Here is a 16,127-nt window from a genome sequence, read left to right as displayed (position 1 = left end):
CAATGTCGGTGCCATCTTCGGACGTCCCGCCGCCGACCAGCGACGCCGAGAAGCTGCTCGCGCAGCCGGCCAAGGACGGCAACCTCGACGCGGAGCTGGCCGCGCGGCGTCCCGTCAGCAAGCTCACCATCGGCCTCGGCATCGTGGTGCTCGTCGTGGTCGCGTTCGTCGGCGGGATCTTCACCAACCAGGCGCTCGGCTCGTCCTCGTCGTCGTCGAACACCGCGCAGGGCCAGGGGCAGGGCAGGGGCGGGTACAACGGCACCAGGCCGAGCGGCTCGCGCCCGAGCGGCACCCGCCCGAGCGGCGCGCCTGGCCAGGGGCAGGGCAGGGGCGGCACGGTCGGCACTATCGACCACGTCGACGGCAACACCGTCTACGTGAAGCGCCAGGACGGGACCGTCGTGAAGGTCACCACCTCCGACTCGACCAAGGTGGAGCTGACCGCGCCGGGCGCGTTGACCGACCTCAAGGCAGGCGACCCGGTTGCGGTGCAGGGCCAGCCCGACCAGAGCGGCGCGGTCACCGCCAACACGATCATCCGCCAGGCGCCGCAGGGCTGACCCCTCGGTCGCGCGCTGAAACGGCCCCTTGGCGGTCCGCCGGACGCGCCACGGGGCCGTTCGGCGGTCAGCCCGCCGGGTCGTCGGCCGCGCGGAACGTCCGCCGGTAGGCCAGCGGCGACACGCCGATCGCGGTGTGCAGGTGTTGGCGGAGCGAGGCCGCCGTGCCGAACCCGGCGCGGCGAGCGATCTGGTCCATGGGCAGGTCGCTGTCCTCCAGCAGGTGTCGGGCCAGCTCCACCCGCTGCCGGATCAGCCAGTCGCCGGGGCTCATGCCGACTTCCTGCCGGAAGCGGCGGCTGAAGGTCCGCACGCTCATCCTGGCGTGCCCGGCGAGCTCGGTCAGCGGCAGCGGACGGTCGAGCAGCCGCAGCGCCCAGGCGCGGGTGGCCGCGGTCGTGGCCGTCGACGGACCGGGCACGGGGCGTTCGATGTACTGCGCCTGCCCGCCGTCGCGCCAGGGCGGCACGACGCAGTGCCGGGCCGCGCGGTTGGCGACCGCGCTGCCGTGGTCGCGCCGGACGATGTGCACGCACAGGTCGACCCCGGCGGCCACCCCGGCCGAGGTGAGCACGTCGCCGTCGTCGACGAACAGCACGTCCGCGTCCCAGTTCACCTTGGGGAACAGCTGTTGGCAGCGTTCGGCCTCCCACCAGTGCGTGGTCGCCGGGCGGCCGTCGAGCAGGCCGGCCGCGGCGAGCAGCACGGCCGCGGTGCAGATCGACACGACGCGGGTGCCTGGCCGCAGCGCGTCGAAGACGTCGGCGGGCGCCACGGGCACGTCCTCGTCCGGGGGCTCCCAGGTGAACGGCGCGATGACCAGGGTGTCCGCGGTCGCGAGCGCCTCGATGCCGTGTTCAACCACGATGGCGAAGTCGGCGGAGGTGGCGACCGGTCCGCCGTCCAGCGAGCAGGTGACCACCTCGTAGAGCTGCTCGCCATCGGGGCCGCGTGCCGCGCCGAAGATCCGTGCCGGGATCCCCAGCTCGAACGGGTAGACGCGGTCCAGGGCGAGCACGACGACGCGGTGCATGGCCAGATCCTTGCACATGATGGCCATCAGGCCACTTTCCGCCGTTCGGTCGCGCCGGCAGGCTGACCGCAGTCGTTCCACACCCGGAACGGCAGCGAGGAAGGAAACCGTGATGCGCGCGATCAGCCAGGAAGTCCTTGGCGGCCCCGAGGTCCTCACCGTCGTCGAACGCGACCTGCCGACGCTCGGGCCCTCCGACATCCTGGTCCGCGTGCACGCCGCTGGTGTCAACCCGACCGACTGGCTGCACCGCACGACGGGCCTCTACCTCGGCACGCCGCCGTTCGTCGTCGGCTGGGACGTGTCCGGCGTCGTCGAGGCCGTCGGCCTGGGTGTGACGCTCCGCAAGCCGGGCGACGAGGTCTTCGGCATGCTCGACTACCCGCGCGGCGCCGGCGCCTACGCCGAGTACGTGGCCGCCCCGGCGCGGAACTTCGCCGTCAAGCCGGCTGGGATCGACCACGTCCAGGCCGCCGCGCTGCCGGTGGCCGCGCTCACCGCCTGGCAGGCCCTGGTGGACACCGCGGACGTCCGGCCGGGCCAGCGGGTGCTCGTGCACGCCGCGGCAGGCGGGGTGGGCCACCTCGCCGTGCAGATCGCCAAGGCGCTCGGCGCGTACGTGATCGGCACCGCCAGCACGGCCAAGCGCGAGTTCGTCCTCGGGCTCGGCGCAGACGAGGTGGTCGACTACACGCGGACCGACTTCGCCGAGACGGTCCGGGACGTCGACGTCGTGCTCGACGCCGTCGGCCACGACTACGGCCTGCGCTCGCTGTACACGATGCGGCCCGGCGGCGTCCTCGTCGCCATCGTCTTCGCGCAGGCCGAGAACATCGACGCCGTGGCCAAGGAGCGCGGCGTCCGGCGGGAGTACCTGACCGTCGAGGCCGATCACGCCGGCATGAAGGCGATCGCCGCGCTGGTCGACGAGGGCTGCCTGCGCGTCGAGATCGACGGCGCGCTGCCGCTGGAGCAGGCCGCCGAGGCACACCGGCGCGGCCAGACCGGTCGCACGACCGGCAAACTCGTCCTCACCGTGGCCGAGTGACCTCGAAGGCAGGCTCGGATCGGCGATCATGAGGCATGCGCCCGAATGGCTGGCACCTCACCGACGACATCGACGACTTTCTCGGCCGTGCAGGGGACTTCCTGCGTTCGCGCCCCGCCCTGCACAACACGCCGCTGACGGCGATCGAGAAGCTGCGAATCCGCGGGGCGGACGCGTCCGGCGGCACCGTCTTCGGCCGGCTGGAGTCGGCGGGCGAGGTCCGCGCCGTCTGCTACGTCAGGCCGACCCGCCGCCTGACCGTCACCGCGCTCTCCCCAGAGCAAGCCGACACCCTCGCCGCGCACCTGGTCGGCCTCGGCCACGCCGTCTCCGGCGTCGTCGCGGACCACGACACCGCCACCGCGTTCGCGCAGGCGCAGCAGCGGCACGCGGGCGCGGCGTCGGCGCCAACCTGGCGGGCCCGCCTATACCGGCTCGGCACGCTGACCCCGCCGGAGCCGGTCCCGGCCGGCCGGGGCCGGGTGGTGGACGAGCGGGCGCAACTCCTCCGCTGGTGCGGTGAGTTCGTCGCCGCCGTCGGCGAGACACCCGCGGTCGACGCCGACTCCTGGGCCGCCTCGCGCTTCGGCGACAAGCACTTCACGTTCTGGGAGACCCCGGACGGCACTCCCGTCTCGATGGCGGGCTCGACGCCGATGGTCGGCGGCATGGTCCGGGTTGACCCCGTCTACACCCCGGCCCACCTCAGGGGGCGCGGCTACGCGGGCGCCGTGACGGTCGAGGCGAGCAGGGCCGCGCTGGCCGGGGGCGCGACGGACGTCGTGCTGTTCGCGGACCCCGCCAACGCAACCAGCAACGCCCTCTATCGGCGAATCGGCTACGTCCGGGTCGCCGACTTCACCGGGTACGACTTCTCTTAGGGAGCGCGCAGTCGTCGAGCGTGACGGGGGACACACTGGCGGGCGTGTGAGACTGGAGCCCGTGACAGCGAACGTGGAGCACGGGGTCGCGCGTCGGTCGCAGGCCCTGTTCGAACGGGCAGCCGAGGCCATCCCTGGTGGAGTGAACTCGCCGGTGCGGGCGTTCCACTCGGTCGGCGGCACCCCGAGGTTCATGGTGCGCGGCGAGGGCCCGCACCTGTGGGACGCCGACGGCAACCGGTACGTCGACCTGGTCAGCTCGTGGGGGCCGATGATCCTCGGCCACGCCCACCCCGAGGTCGTCGCCGCCGTGCGCGCGGCCGCAGGGGCCGGGCTGTCCTTCGGCACACCGACCGAGGGCGAGATCCTGCTCGCCGAGGAGATCATCGCCAGGGTCGAGCCGGTCGAGCAGGTCCGGCTGGTCAACTCGGGCACCGAGGCGACGATGAGCGCGATCCGGCTGGCCAGGGGCTTCACCGGCCGCCGCATGATCGTCAAGTTCGCCGGCTGTTACCACGGGCACGTCGACGCGCTGCTCGCGCAGGCCGGCTCCGGCGTGGCCACGCTCGGGCTGCCGACCTCGCCAGGTGTCACCGGCGCGCAGGCCGCGGACACGCTGGTGCTGCCCTACAACGACCTCGACGCGGTGCGCGCCGCGTTCGCCGAGCACCCCGGCGAGATCGCCTGCGTGATCACCGAGGCCGCCGCCGGCAACATGGGCGCGGTCGCCCCGGACGCCGGCTTCAACGCCGCGCTGCGGGACCTCTGCCACGCCGACGGCGCGCTGCTGGTGATGGACGAGGTGATGACCGGCTTCCGCGTGTCGCGGTCCGGCTGGTTCGGCCTTGAGGGCGTCGCCGGCGACCTCTACACCTTCGGCAAGGTGATGTCCGGCGGGCTGCCCGCCGCGGCCTTCGGCGGGCGCGCCGACGTGATGGCGCGGCTCGCCCCGGTCGGCCCGGTCTACCAGGCCGGCACGCTGTCCGGTAACCCTGTCGCGGTGGCCGCCGGGCTGGCCAGCCTCCGCGCCGCGGACGACGCCGTGTACGCGGCGCTGGACCGCAACGCGCGGCGGCTTGGCGACCTGTTCGCCGAGTCGCTGACGGCCGCCGGGGTGCCGCACCGCGTGCAGTACGCCGGCAACCTCGTCAGCGTGTTCTTCACCGAGGAGCCGGTGCGGGACTTCGCGGGCGCGCAGGCCGCGCAGACCTGGCGGTTCCCGCCGTTCTTCCACGCGCTGCTCGACCGGGGCGTGTACGGGCCGCCGAGCGCGTTCGAGGCGTGGTTCGTCAACGCGGCGCTGGACGACGCCGCGTTCGAGGTGATCGCGGCGGCCCTGCCGCACGCCGCAGCGGCGGCCGCCGCATCGGAGGGAGACAAGTGACCAGCACCGTCGTTCACCTGCTGCGCCACGGCGAGGTGCACAACCCGTCGGGCATCCTCTACGGCAGGCTGCCGGGGTTCCGGCTGTCCGAGCGCGGCCAGCGCCAGGCGCTGACGGTGGCCGAGCACCTCGCCGACCACGACATCGTGCACGTCGTGGCGTCGCCGCTGGAGCGCGCGCAGCAGACCGCGGCCCCGATCTCCGACTCGCACCGGCTCGAGCTGGCCACCGACGACCGGCTGATCGAGGCTGGCAACCAGTTCGAGGGGCTGAAGGTCGCGGTCGGCGACGGCGCGCTGCGCTCGCCGAAGCACTGGTCGAAGCTGCGCAACCCGTTCCGGCCGTCCTGGGGCGAGCCGTACCTGATGATCGCGCACCGGATGCTCGGCGCGGCGCAGCGGGCGCGCGCCACGGCCGCTGGCCACGAGGCGGTGTGCGTCTCGCACCAGCTGCCGATCTGGACGCTGCGGCGGTTCCTCGAGGGCAAGCGGATGTGGCACGACCCGAGGCGCCGGGAGTGCTCGCTCGCGTCGCTGACCAGCCTGGTGTTCGAGGACGAGCGCCTGGTCCGGGTCGTCTACACCGAGCCGGCCGGCGCGACCAACCCGAAGGTGACCGGCGCGTGAGGCGGCGGTCCGCGCCGGTCGTGGCGCTGGTGGTCGGGGCCATGCTCGCGCTGGCCGGGTGCAGCACCGGCCAGGGCAGCGCGACGCCGGAGGGCGACTACCAGTTCGTCGCCCCGAACGGGCAGACGAAGATCCACTACGACGGCGCGGACCGCAAACCGGCCCCGCCCCTGTCCGGCGACAGCCTGATGGAGGAGGGCAAGCAGATCTCGCTGGCGGACTTCCAGGGCAAGGTCGTGGTGCTCAACCTGTGGGGCACCTGGTGCGGCCCGTGCCGCGCCGAGACCCCCGAGCTCCAGAAGGTCTACGACCAGACCAAGGCGTCCGGCGTCGAGGTGCTGGGCATCAACGTGAAGGACCCGCAGCGCACCGCGGCGCAGGACTTCGTGAAGAACCGCGGCCTCACCTATCCGTCCGTTTTCGACGAGTCCGGCCGGGCCCTGTTGGGGTTCAAGGGATATCCGCGCAGCGCCGTGCCGTCGACGATCGTGCTGGACCGGCAGCACCGGGTCGCCGCGGTGTTCCTGGTGACGCTGTTGGCCGACGACCTGCTGCCGACGGTGCAGGCGCTGGCGAACGAGAAGTGAGTGTGAGCTGGGCCGCTGCTGACGACGGCCGGTGCGCGGCGTGTCAACTGCGATGCCTACCCTCATCCGTGTGAATCCCACCGACCTCGCGACCTCGGGGCCGCTGGTGCTGGCCACCGGGGTCGCGTTGCTCGCCGGGGCGGTCTCCTTCGCCTCGCCGTGCGTGGTCCCGCTCGTGCCCGGCTACCTCGCGTACCTGGCCGGGCTGGTCGGCGCGGAGGCGCCCGCGGTGTCGGAGGACGAGCCGGCCAGGACGGGACGCTGGCGGGTCACCGGGGCTGCGCTGCTGTTCGTGCTCGGGTTCACCGTGGTCTTCGCCTGCGCGATGATGGCCGTGCTCGGCCTGTCCGACGCGCTGATCGTCAACAACGACCTGTTGCAGCGCATCGGCGGCGTCGTCACCATCGCGATGGGCCTGGTCTTCGTCGGCCTCATCCCGCTCTTCCAGCGCGATCTGCGGCTGCACCGCCGCCCGCGCGCGGGCCTGTGGGGCGCGCCGCTGCTCGGCGCGATCTTCGCGCTCGGCTGGGCGCCCTGCATCGGCCCGACGCTGAGCGGGGTGCTCGCGCTGGCCAGCGGAACCCAGGTCGGCCCGACCACGCTGCGCGGCGGGCTGCTGATCCTCGCCTACTGCGTCGGCCTCGGCGTGCCGTTCGTGCTGATCGCGCTCGGCTCGCGCTGGGCGGTTCGGGCGACCGGCTGGCTGCGCGCGCACGTGCGCGGCGTCCAGGTCTTCGGCGGGGTACTGCTGATCATCGTCGGTGTGCTGCTGGTCACCGGGCTGTGGGGCGACTTCGTCGGCTGGCTACGCATCTCGTTCTCCACGGACGGGGGAGTGCCGCTCTGATGGACAGCCGACCTCGCGCGGTGTTGGCGTTCCTGCGCAACACCTGGCGCGGCCTGACGGCCATGCGCACCGCCCTCTCCCTGCTGTTCCTGTTGGCGCTGGCCGCGATGCCCGGCGCGCTGCTGCCGCAGCGTTCGCTCAACGCGCCCAAGGTCGACCAGTACATCGCCGACCACGGCTGGTGGGGCAGGCTGCTCGGCCAGCTCGGCTTCTTCGACGTGTACGCCAGCGTCTGGTTCTCCGCGATCTACGTGCTGCTGTTCGTGTCGCTGATCGGCTGCCTGCTGCCGCGCACCGTCGAGTACGCCAGGCAGGCGCGGGCCAAGCCGGTGCTGACGCCGCGCCGCCTCGAACGGATGCCGCACCACGCGCGGTCCACTGTGGACACCGGCGTCGCCGACGTGCTGGCCGGCGCGCGGCAGCGGCTGCGCGGCTGGCGGCTGGTCGAGCGCGAGGAGGCCGACGGCGCGCGCAGCATCAGCGCCGAGCGCGGTTTCCTGCGCGAGACGGGGAACCTGGTGTTCCACTTCGCCCTGCTCGGCCTGCTGGTCTCCTTCGCGATCGGCAAGATGTACAGCTACGAGGGCCAGGTCATCGTGCAGGCCGACGGCTCGGAGTTCTGCAACTCCGGCGTCTACAACTTCGACTCGTTCAAGCCCGGCCTGCGCGTCGACGGCACCGACCTCGACCAGTTCTGCGTGAAGGTCAAGGACTTCCACGGCAGCTACTTGCCCAACGGGCAGGCCAAGGACTACCTCGCGCCGATCGAGTACCAGTCCGGCGACGACCTCGGCACCGGCACCTGGCGGCCGTACGACCTGCGGGTGAACGACCCGCTGCGCACCGCTGGCGACCGGGTCTACCTGCTCGGGCACGGCTACACGCCGAAGTTCACCGTGAAGTACCCGGACGGCCAGACGCGCGTCGGCGCGACGCAGTGGAAGCCGGACGACCCGATCACCCTGTTGTCCGAGGGCGCCACCAAGTTCGACCGCCCCGGCGTCACGGACCCGGAGCAGCAGCGCAAAAGCCAGCTCGCGGTCGCCGGCCTGTTCGCGCCGAGCGGGGTGTCGCCGAACGGCGTGCTGACCTCGAACTTCCCTGAACTGCGCGCCCCCGAGGTCGCCGTGGACGTCTACCAGGGCGATCTCGGCCTCGACTCGGGGCGCGGCCAGTCGATCTTCACCATCGACCAGTCGATGGTGGCCAAGGGCGCGCTGACGAAGGTCAAGCGCCAGCAGCTCAAGGTCGGCGAGCACATCGACCTGCCGGACGGCACCGTGATCACGTTCGACGGCGTCGGCCAGTGGGTGTCGCTCGAGGTGGCGCACGACCCGACCCAGACCTACGTGCTCGGCTTCGCGGTGCTGATCATTCTCGGCCTCGGCACCTCGCTGGCGATCAAGCGGCGCAGGCTGTGGGTGCGCGCCACCCCGACGGGCGACGGGGACCCGTCCGGTCGTACCGTTGTCGAGGTCGGCGGCCTCGCCCGCACCGACCAGGCCGGATACGGCGAGGAGTTCACCAGTTTGTCCCGCGAGCTGCTGTTGGCGGCGCGCGGTGGGAGGGAGAGCTGATGCCGGTCAACACGAACCTGGCGACCTTCAGCGACTGGGCCTACACCAGCGCGGCCGCCGTCTACATCCTCGCGATGATCTTCTACCTGGTCGAGCAGGCGTTCGGCCGGGTGACGAAGCGGGCGCAGGCGCGCGAGCTGGTCACCGCGGGCGGCGGCGACACCGTCCTGGACGAGCCGCAGGCGCCGAGCGGGCCCGTCGAGCGCGACAGGCCGGAGCGGTTCGGCCGGATGGCCGTGGCCCTCACCGTGCTCGGCGTGCTGCTGCACGTCGGCTCGCTCGTGCTGCGCGGCCTGGCCGCCGGGCGGGTGCCGTGGGGCAACATGTACGAGTACGGCGCGCTGTTCTGCCTGGTCGCCGTCGTCACCTGGCTGGTGATGCTGCGCAAGTTCCCGGTCCGCCGCCTCGGCGCGTTCGTGCTGGTGCCCGTCGTGATCCTGATGCTGATCGGCGGCATGGGGCTCTACACCGACGCGGCCCCGGTGCAGCCCGCGCTCCAGTCCTATTGGCTGGTCATCCACGTCTCGGTGATCTCCGCCGCCAGCGGCATGCTGCTGGTGCCCGGCGTGGTCAGCCTGCTGTTCATGGTCAGGGCGGCCAACGAGGCCAACCCCGGTCGCTTCGCGCGGCTCGCGCCCCGGCTGCCCGCCGCCGACGTGCTCGACCGGCTCGCCTACCGCACCACCGTGTTCGCCTTCCCGCTCTACACCTTCGGCCTGATCTGCGGCGCGATCTGGGCCGAGTCGGCCTGGGGCCGGTTCTGGGGCTGGGACCCGAAGGAGACGACGGCGTTCGTCGCCTGGGTGATCTACGCGGCCTACCTGCACGCGCGGGCCACGGCGGGCTGGCGCGGCACCAGGGCCGCGGTGGTCAACGTGCTCGGCTTCGCGACCATGGTGTTCAACCTGTTCTTCGTCAACCTGGTCACGACCGGCCTGCACTCCTACGCCGGCGTCGGCTGACCGGTATCACCCGATACCAAACTGGCAACCCCGTGTCGACCCACACCCGATCGGCGACTACCGTCCCGAGTCGGGGGTCGGGGAGGGCTCGATCCCCCATGTTTCAGGGAGGACCCCAGCGGTGACTGGTCGCTACGAGGATCCTGAGCCGCGGCACACCGTGTCATGGCAGCCGCCGAGTAGCGCGGAGGGGCAGAGCCATCCGAGCGCCGAACCGGCGACCGTGTACATCGAGCCGGTCGGCTCCGGCCCGATTCCGGTGGCCGACGGGTCCCAGGTGAGCGGCGGCCCGTCCGGCGCGTACCCGGTCAGCGGCGGTCCGTCCGGGCCGTACCCGGTCAGCGGTGGCCCGTCCGGGCCGTACCCCGTGAGCGGCGGCTCCTCCGGCCCGCACCAGGTCGGCGGTGGCCAGTCGGGTGCGTATCAGGTGGGCGGCGGTCAGTCGGGCGCGTACCAGGTCGGTGGCGGTCAGTCGGGCGCGTACTACGTCGACCCGGCGACCTCCGGCGCGTACCCGCCCAGCGCCTACCCGCCGCCGTCGCCGCCCCAGTCCCAGCAGCCGCAACACCAGCAGCCGCAACACCAACAGGTGCAGCAGCCGCACTTCGCCCAGCACGCGGCGCGGCCGGGTTCGGGGTCCGCGCACGAGGTGTCCTCGCAGCGGTTGATCAAGCAGGAGAAGCGCGCGCCGCAGTCGGGCTGGCGCAGGACGCTGCACACGATCACCGGCGGCCTGGTGAACCTCGGCGAGAGCCCGGCGGACCTGCGTCGCCGCGAGCTGATCACGCGGATCAACCAGCCGCTGCGCGGGTGCTACAAGATCGCGATGCTCAGCCTCAAGGGCGGCGTCGGCAAGACGACCACCACGACGACGCTCGGCTCCACCTTCTCCTCGCTGCGCGGCGACCGGGTGGTCGCGGTGGACGCGAACCCCGACCGCGGCACGCTGAGCATGAAGATCCCGAGGGAGACCACGGCGACCGTGCGGCACCTGCTGCGCGACGCCAAGCGGATCACCAGGTACAGCGACGTCCGCGCGTACACCTCGCAGGGGCCGAGCCGGCTCGAGGTGCTGGCCAGCGAGCAGGACCCGGCCGTGTCCGAGGCGTTCAGCGACGAGGACTACCAGCGCACGGTGACGCTGCTTGAGCACTTCTACAACATCGTGCTCACCGACTGCGGCACCGGCCTGATGCACTCCGCGATGCGCGGCGTGCTGGAGTCGGCCGACTCGCTGGTGATCGTGTCGTCCGGCTCGGTGGACGGCGCGCAGAGCGCCGCGGCGACGCTGGACTGGCTGGACGCGCACGGCTACCGCGACCTGGTGGCCAAGTCCGTCGCGGTGATCAACTCGGTGCGGCCGGGCTCGGGCAAGGTCGACCTGGACAAGCTGGCCGCGCACTTCGGCGCGCGCTGCCGCGCGGTGTGCCGCATCCCGTTCGACCCGCACCTTGAGGAGGGCGCGGAGATCGAGTTGGACAAGCTCGGGCCGGACACCAGGCTCGCGCTGCTGGAGCTGGCCGCGACCGTGGCCGACGACTTCCCGAACTAGCCAGGCAAAGGCGGGTTTGCCCCCGCCTGAACGTAAAGCTCCGCCTAAACGCGTGGGCCCCGCAGCACCGGCTGATCTCGGTGCCACGGGGCCCACTGCGCTGTCTTGAGTTATGCGCTGTCTCGGTTATGCGGGTGGATCGTCTCGACGCTTGGTCTCCTCGGCGAGCCGGCGAAGGAACTCCGGGTCGTCGTCGGGAGCCATCGTGCGTCGGGACCCGACCGCGACGCGTTGGGGGCCGAACGCTCGCCACACCAACACGGCGACGGTGAGCGCGCCGATCGCCGCGAGGACAAACAGCATGGCCGCCACCTCCAACATCGTCTGCTCCACGAGGTTAGCTCGCGAACCAGCGTCCTGTGCGTGCAGCCGCCACCCGATCCGGTGCCGTCAGTGCCGGACGGGCTCGGTTGCCTCCGTGGTGAGTTCGGACAGCAGGGCCTTGACCTCGGACTCCCGGAAGCGGCGGTGGCCGCCGGGCGTGCGAATTGAGCCGATCCGGCCTGCGGTGGCCCAACGAGTGACAGTCTTGGGGTCGACCCTGAACAGGGTGGCAACCTCACCGGGGGTGAGCAGTCGCTCGCTGGCGTGTTGACGGGGAGTCTGAACGGACGCAGTCACTCTCGTCCTCCTAGGCGTCGATCGCCGGTGGGGATCCGGCGTACCGGTCGCATCGTGGCACTTCACCCGTCGGGTACTCGAACGCTTGGCTCATAGTAAAGGGGGAGTAAGGGACGAATGGAGCGCTTCGGACATTGGTGCTCCCGCCTCTAGTCTCATCGGGGTGGATGCTCTCGATCGACAGATCATCGCCGCGCTGAGGGTCAACGGCAGGGCAACGTACGCCGATCTCGGCCGCAAAGTGGGCCTGTCCGCGTCGGCCGTGCACGAACGCGTCGGCAAGTTGGAATCAACGGGCGTCATCACCGGCTACCACGCCGTCGTCGACCCGCGCGCGGTCGGCCTCGGGGTGACCGCGCTGGTCGGCATCCAGCCGACGGACACCGCCGACGACAACGAGGTCGCCGCGTCGCTCGGCGAACTGGTCGAGGTGGAGTCCTGTTACGCCGTGGCGGGCGAGGAGGCCTTCGTGGTGAAGGTCCGCGTCGCCACCGTCGACGACCTGGAACAGGCGTTGGGTCGCCTGCGCCGGATCTCCGGCGTCGCGCGCACCAGGACCACCGTCGTGCTGTCCACCCGGTTCGAGGGCCGCCCCAACTCCCCTGAGGAGGACCTGGGGCACGCCGTCGAGCCGCCGACGCAGGGCGCGTAACCTGGGAAACCGTGCAGACCGGATCCGAGGAAACCGCCGACCGGGACGAGCCGTCCGCCGGGCATCTCGGCCGTGACGTCGCCGTGTACACGCTGGCCAGGTTCGGCATGATCGCGGCGGCGATCGGCGTGCTGGTGCTGTGCCACGTGCCGCTGCTGGTGGCCTTCGCGGTCGCCATCGTCGTGGTGCTGCCGCTGTCCCTGCTGGTGCTGCGGGGCCTGCGCGGCAGGGTGGCCAGCGGCCTGGCCGCGCGCGCCGAGGAGCGCGCCCAGCTCAGGGCCCAGCTGCGCGGCTGATCTTCGACCGCCGTCCCCGCCGCTGTCAGGATCGGACTCGCGGTGAGGGTAAAGCCGCACGTAGTGTGCGGTTCGTGACAGTCGTTGACCGATGTTGTGAGGTAACCAGGGACTGGGTCTGCGAGGCCGTCCGGATCATCGAGGCGGACGCCAACCGCAGCGCCGACACGCACCTGCTGCGGTACCCGCTGCCGCCGGACTGGGGCGTCGACCTCTACCTGAAGGACGAGTCGACGCACCCGACCGGTTCGCTCAAGCACCGGCTCGCGCGCTCGCTGTTCCTCTACTCGATCTGCAACGGCTGGATCAGCGAGGGCACCACCGTCATCGAGGCGTCCTCCGGCTCGACCGCCGTGTCCGAGGCGTACTTCGCCAGGCTGCTCGGGCTGCCGTTCATCGCCGTGATGCCGCGTTCCACCAGCCCAGAGAAGATCACGCTGATCGAGCGCGAGGGCGGCACCTGCCACTTCGTCGACCAGGCCGGCGCGATCTACGACGAGTCGCGCCGCCTCGCCCAGGAGCTCGGCGGGCACTTCATGGACCAGTTCACGCACGCGGAGCGGGCCACGGACTGGCGCGGCAACAACAACATCGCCGAGTCGATCTTCGACCAGCTGGCGCTTGAGCCGCAGCCGGAACCGGCGTGGATCGTGGTCGGCGCCGGCACCGGCGGCACCAGCGCCACGATCGGCCGCTACATCCGGTACCGCAGGCTGCGCACCAGGCTGGCCGTGGTCGACCCGGAGCACTCGGTGTTCTTCGACGCCTGGAAAACCAGCGCCCCCGACCTGGTCGGCACTCGGGGATCGCGGATCGAGGGCATCGGCAGGCCGCGCGTTGAGCCGTCGTTCGTCGGCCAGGTGATCGACCGGATGATCAAGGTGCCCGACGCCGCGTCGATCGCGGTGATCAGGCACGTCGAGCAGCTGCTCGGCCGGCGCGTCGGCGGCTCGACGGGCACCAACCTGTGGGGCGCGTTCCAGCTGGTGGCCGAGCTGCTGGCGGCCGGGCGCAGGGGCAGCGTGGTGACCCTGCTGTGCGACGGCGGCGAGCGGTACGCCAACACCTACTACGACGACGAGTGGGTCGCCGCCGAGGGCATGGACCTCGCGCCGCACCTGGCCGCGCTCGACGCGTTCCGCGCGACCGGCAGCACGCTGTAGGCCGCACCCGCCGTGGCCGAGGCCACGGCGGGCGCTCGGTCCACGCCGGCCCAGCTGCCCAGCCCGGTCAGCTCAGGACGAGGGCGACGCCGGTGGCCGCCGACCACAGCAGCATCGCGAGCCCGGTGTCGCGCAGCACGGGGATCAGGTCGCGGCCGTTGCGGCCCGCGGTCACCCTGCGCACCGCCGGCACCGCCGGGATGATCGCCAGCAGCCCGGCCAGCGCGAGGTGGTGCTTGAGGCTGACCAGCGCGGTGATCACCAGCGGCACGGCCAGCAGCGCCAGGTAGAAGTGCCTGGTGTCGGCGTCGCCGAGCAGCACGGCGAGGGTGCGCTTGCCGGACTGCTTGTCGGTCGGGATGTCGCGCAGGTTGTTGGCCACCAGGACCGCTGCGGAGAACGAGCCGACCGCGACCGCGCAGCCGATGGCGATGCCGCCGACCTGGCCGGCCTGCACGTAGACGGTGCCAAGCACGCCGACGAGGCCGAAGAACACGAACACCGCGATCTCGCCGAAGCCCGCGTAGCCGTAGGGCCGCGTGCCGCCGGTGTAGAACCAGGCGGCCGCGATGCAGACCAGGCCGACCGCGAGCAGCCACCAGTGGCCGGACAGCACCACCAGGGCGAGGCCGGCGACCGCGGCCAGCCCGAAGCAGCCGAACGCGGCGTTGCGCACCTTCTTCGGCTCCGTCGAGCCCGAGCCGACCAGGCGGAACGGCCCGACCCGGTTCGCGTCGGTTCCCCGGATGCCGTCGGAGTAGTCGTTGGCGTAGTTCACGCCGAGCTGGAGCGTCAGCGAGACGACCAGCGCGAGCAGCGTCCTGGTCAGGTCGAACCCGCCGACGACGTGCGCGGCGCCCGCGCCGACCAGGACGGGGGAGATCGAGTTGGGGAGTGTGCGTGGACGCGCGCCCTCCACCCATTGGGCGACTGTGGCCATGTCGCTCATCCTCCGTCATGACCTTTCGGGGCAAGGTGTTGACCCCAAAAGGCAGACGTGACGATCGACACCAGGTCACGCCCCGTGTCCGCGCCGGTCCGGCTCCGCGACGCGCCGAGGGCAGGCGCGTCGCGGACACCCTCGACGGACCTCGAACTCAGGTCCAGAGGTAGGTGACGGTCACCCAGGCGTTGTCGGTGAGCTTGAGGCCGTCCCAGAAGGTGCCGTCGGCGAGGTCGATGCCGGCCGGGTTCGAGACGTGCCGGCCGAACTGGTCGTGGCCGCCGTTGTAGCCGTTCTGGTAGGCGGCCTGCGCCTCGGGACGGCCCTGCGGCAGGTCGCGCCAGCTCTGCCGCTGCGTGGAGGGGTTCCAGTAGTCGTCGATGGTGTTCCACGGGCCGATGTCCCACACGGGGGCGGTCTCGCAGCGACCGCTGGCCGCGCAGACCCGCACGCTGTAGGTGTGGCTGCCGTTGGCGGACAGCCCGCGCCGGGACGGCAGCGCCACGAAGTGGTCCCGGTTGGTGATCTTGTGGCCGTTCGCGGTGGTGCCGCCGACCAGGCCCTCCCTGGTGGCGTACACCTTGTACGAGCGGGCGGCCGGCGCGAGGTCGGCCCTGGCGGTCGACGACGACGCGGTCAGGGTGAGTTTGCGCAGCTCGGGGCCTGCCGCGCCGAACGGCGCGGTCAGCACGGCCCTGACCTGAACCCTGGTGGTCGCCTCGGACAGCACGGCGTGGCCGCCCGAGGTCGCCTCGACCCATTCCGTCCAGCTCCCGTCGATGCGGGTGCCGCGCACGTCGACGGCGAGTTCCGCGCCGGTCGGCACGGAGCCCACCAGGTCGGCCTCGACGCTCGCGGTCGGCCTGGCCAGGGTGTGCGGGTCGAACACGAACAGCCCGGTGCGTTCGCCCGTGCGCGCGCTGGCCTGCTCGGCCGGGCCGCCGCCGAGGCGCAGCGTCCTGCCGTCGGTGGCGACGTTGCTGCTGTCGGGGTTGGCGGTGGACAGGTCGGCGGTCCAGGTGGCGCCGCCGGTGTCCGGGGCGGCGGCCGCGGGAACGGCGACGGCCGCGAGGGTGAGCGCGGGCAGGGCGAGGGCGATCAGGGCGCGTCTGGCGCGCGGGATGCGGCGAGGGTTGGGCAGCGTCATGGCATCTCCCAGTGACCCGGGTTCCGAGCGGGGCGACCAGCCGGCCGCCGCAGGGCCGCGCGGTCCCGGGTTGGCCCCGAGCCAATAACCGATCGTGGTTAGCTGTCAACCAGAAGCACATGATCGGTGGAAAACTATCGACCGATTGCGACGCACGGTGGCCCCGGCTGCGCCCGAACGGGTTGCTTGTGCGGGGTGCGGCTCAGTCGAACAGCGCACGCAGCGCGACGCGGTCCGGCTTGCCC

Annotated in this window: 18 protein-coding genes; 13 read left to right on the top strand and 5 right to left on the bottom strand. The window is 72.1% G+C overall.

What is annotated here, in order from left to right; all coding sequences use genetic code 11:
* Positions 1–2: 2 nt before the first annotated feature.
* Positions 3–563: a DUF5666 domain-containing protein gene (locus F0L68_RS07090; RefSeq protein ID WP_149848632.1), complete on the top strand. Its 561-nt coding sequence runs from the start codon at positions 3–5 to the stop codon at positions 561–563.
* Positions 564–630: 67 nt separating this feature from the next.
* Here the strand turns inward: F0L68_RS07090 and F0L68_RS07085 are convergent, their stop codons facing one another.
* Positions 631–1,614, bottom strand: a complete 984-nt coding sequence (locus F0L68_RS07085) for a GlxA family transcriptional regulator (protein WP_223198573.1) — start codon at positions 1,612–1,614, stop codon at positions 631–633.
* A 94-nt stretch (positions 1,615–1,708) separates the two neighbouring features.
* On the opposite strand from F0L68_RS07085, the gene F0L68_RS07080 reads away from it, so the two are divergent.
* From F0L68_RS07080 to F0L68_RS07040, 9 genes are all read left to right on the top strand, one after another.
* Positions 1,709–2,644 carry an NADP-dependent oxidoreductase gene (locus F0L68_RS07080; protein ID WP_149848631.1) on the top strand — a complete coding sequence of 312 codons (936 nt, stop codon included), beginning with the start codon at positions 1,709–1,711 and terminating at the stop codon, positions 2,642–2,644.
* A gap of 35 nt (positions 2,645–2,679) precedes the next feature.
* Positions 2,680–3,525 (top strand): GNAT family N-acetyltransferase, encoded by an 846-nt coding sequence (locus F0L68_RS07075; RefSeq protein WP_149848630.1) that lies wholly within the window; start codon positions 2,680–2,682, stop codon positions 3,523–3,525.
* A 61-nt stretch (positions 3,526–3,586) separates the two neighbouring features.
* On the top strand, positions 3,587–4,909 hold the full coding sequence (hemL, locus tag F0L68_RS07070) for a glutamate-1-semialdehyde 2,1-aminomutase (RefSeq protein WP_223198557.1): 1,323 nt from the start codon (positions 3,587–3,589) through the stop codon (positions 4,907–4,909).
* Positions 4,906–5,535 (top strand): histidine phosphatase family protein, encoded by a 630-nt coding sequence (locus F0L68_RS07065; protein WP_149848629.1) that lies wholly within the window; start codon positions 4,906–4,908, stop codon positions 5,533–5,535. The genes hemL and F0L68_RS07065 overlap by 4 nt, the downstream gene beginning before the upstream one ends.
* A 41-nt stretch (positions 5,536–5,576) precedes the next feature.
* Entirely contained in the window at positions 5,577–6,122 is a 546-nt protein-coding gene (locus F0L68_RS07060) for a TlpA disulfide reductase family protein (protein ID WP_149848749.1), read from the top strand.
* A gap of 52 nt (positions 6,123–6,174) precedes the next feature.
* Positions 6,175–6,969, top strand: coding sequence for a cytochrome c biogenesis CcdA family protein (locus tag F0L68_RS07055; RefSeq protein ID WP_149848628.1), 795 nt, complete (start codon positions 6,175–6,177; stop codon positions 6,967–6,969).
* Positions 6,969–8,546, top strand: coding sequence for a cytochrome c biogenesis protein ResB (gene resB, locus F0L68_RS07050; protein ID WP_149848627.1), 1,578 nt, complete (start codon positions 6,969–6,971; stop codon positions 8,544–8,546). The genes F0L68_RS07055 and resB overlap by 1 nt, the downstream gene beginning before the upstream one ends.
* Entirely contained in the window at positions 8,546–9,508 is a 963-nt protein-coding gene (gene ccsB, locus F0L68_RS07045) for a c-type cytochrome biogenesis protein CcsB (protein WP_149848626.1), read from the top strand. Before resB ends, ccsB begins: the two co-directional genes overlap by 1 nt.
* Positions 9,509–9,629: 121 nt before the next feature.
* On the top strand, positions 9,630–11,060 hold the full coding sequence (locus F0L68_RS07040; RefSeq protein WP_149848625.1) for a MinD/ParA family ATP-binding protein: 1,431 nt from the start codon (positions 9,630–9,632) through the stop codon (positions 11,058–11,060).
* Positions 11,061–11,186: 126 nt separating this feature from the next.
* Here the strand turns inward: F0L68_RS07040 and F0L68_RS42200 are convergent, their stop codons facing one another.
* Together F0L68_RS42200 and F0L68_RS07035 are read right to left on the bottom strand one after the other, a co-directional pair.
* Positions 11,187–11,381: a hypothetical protein gene (locus F0L68_RS42200; RefSeq protein ID WP_223198579.1), complete on the bottom strand. Its 195-nt coding sequence runs from the start codon at positions 11,379–11,381 to the stop codon at positions 11,187–11,189.
* A gap of 69 nt (positions 11,382–11,450) precedes the next feature.
* Positions 11,451–11,681: a BldC family transcriptional regulator gene (locus F0L68_RS07035; RefSeq protein ID WP_149848624.1), complete on the bottom strand. Its 231-nt coding sequence runs from the start codon at positions 11,679–11,681 to the stop codon at positions 11,451–11,453.
* A 163-nt stretch (positions 11,682–11,844) separates the two neighbouring features.
* Between F0L68_RS07035 and F0L68_RS07030 the strand changes: the two genes are divergently transcribed.
* The 3 genes from F0L68_RS07030 to cds1 all read left to right on the top strand — a co-directional run bounded on the left by F0L68_RS07030 (position 11,845) and on the right by cds1 (position 13,792).
* Entirely contained in the window at positions 11,845–12,333 is a 489-nt protein-coding gene (locus F0L68_RS07030; protein ID WP_149848623.1) for an Lrp/AsnC family transcriptional regulator, read from the top strand.
* An 11-nt stretch (positions 12,334–12,344) separates the two neighbouring features.
* Positions 12,345–12,629, top strand: a complete 285-nt coding sequence (locus F0L68_RS07025) for a DUF4229 domain-containing protein (RefSeq protein ID WP_223198556.1) — start codon at positions 12,345–12,347, stop codon at positions 12,627–12,629.
* Positions 12,630–12,703: 74 nt separating this feature from the next.
* Positions 12,704–13,792 carry an L-cysteine desulfhydrase Cds1 gene (gene cds1 / locus F0L68_RS07020; protein ID WP_149848622.1) on the top strand — a complete coding sequence of 363 codons (1,089 nt, stop codon included), beginning with the start codon at positions 12,704–12,706 and terminating at the stop codon, positions 13,790–13,792.
* Positions 13,793–13,859: 67 nt separating this feature from the next.
* Here cds1 and F0L68_RS07015 read toward each other — a convergent pair whose 3' ends face one another.
* Together F0L68_RS07015 and F0L68_RS07010 are read right to left on the bottom strand one after the other, a co-directional pair.
* Complete coding sequence (locus F0L68_RS07015; protein ID WP_149848621.1) at positions 13,860–14,732, bottom strand: 1,4-dihydroxy-2-naphthoate polyprenyltransferase; 873 nt, start codon at positions 14,730–14,732, stop codon at positions 13,860–13,862.
* Between the two features lie 157 nt (positions 14,733–14,889).
* Complete coding sequence (locus tag F0L68_RS07010; protein ID WP_149848620.1) at positions 14,890–15,882, bottom strand: DUF8814 domain-containing protein; 993 nt, start codon at positions 15,880–15,882, stop codon at positions 14,890–14,892.
* Positions 15,883–16,127: the final 245 nt, after the last annotated feature.

The sequence above is a fragment of the Solihabitans fulvus genome, from assembly GCF_008386585.1.
GTDB lineage: Bacteria > Actinomycetota > Actinomycetes > Mycobacteriales > Pseudonocardiaceae > Solihabitans > Solihabitans fulvus.
The sequence above is the reverse complement of the archived record's forward strand: the minus strand, read 5'-3'. Positions and strand labels throughout refer to the sequence as shown.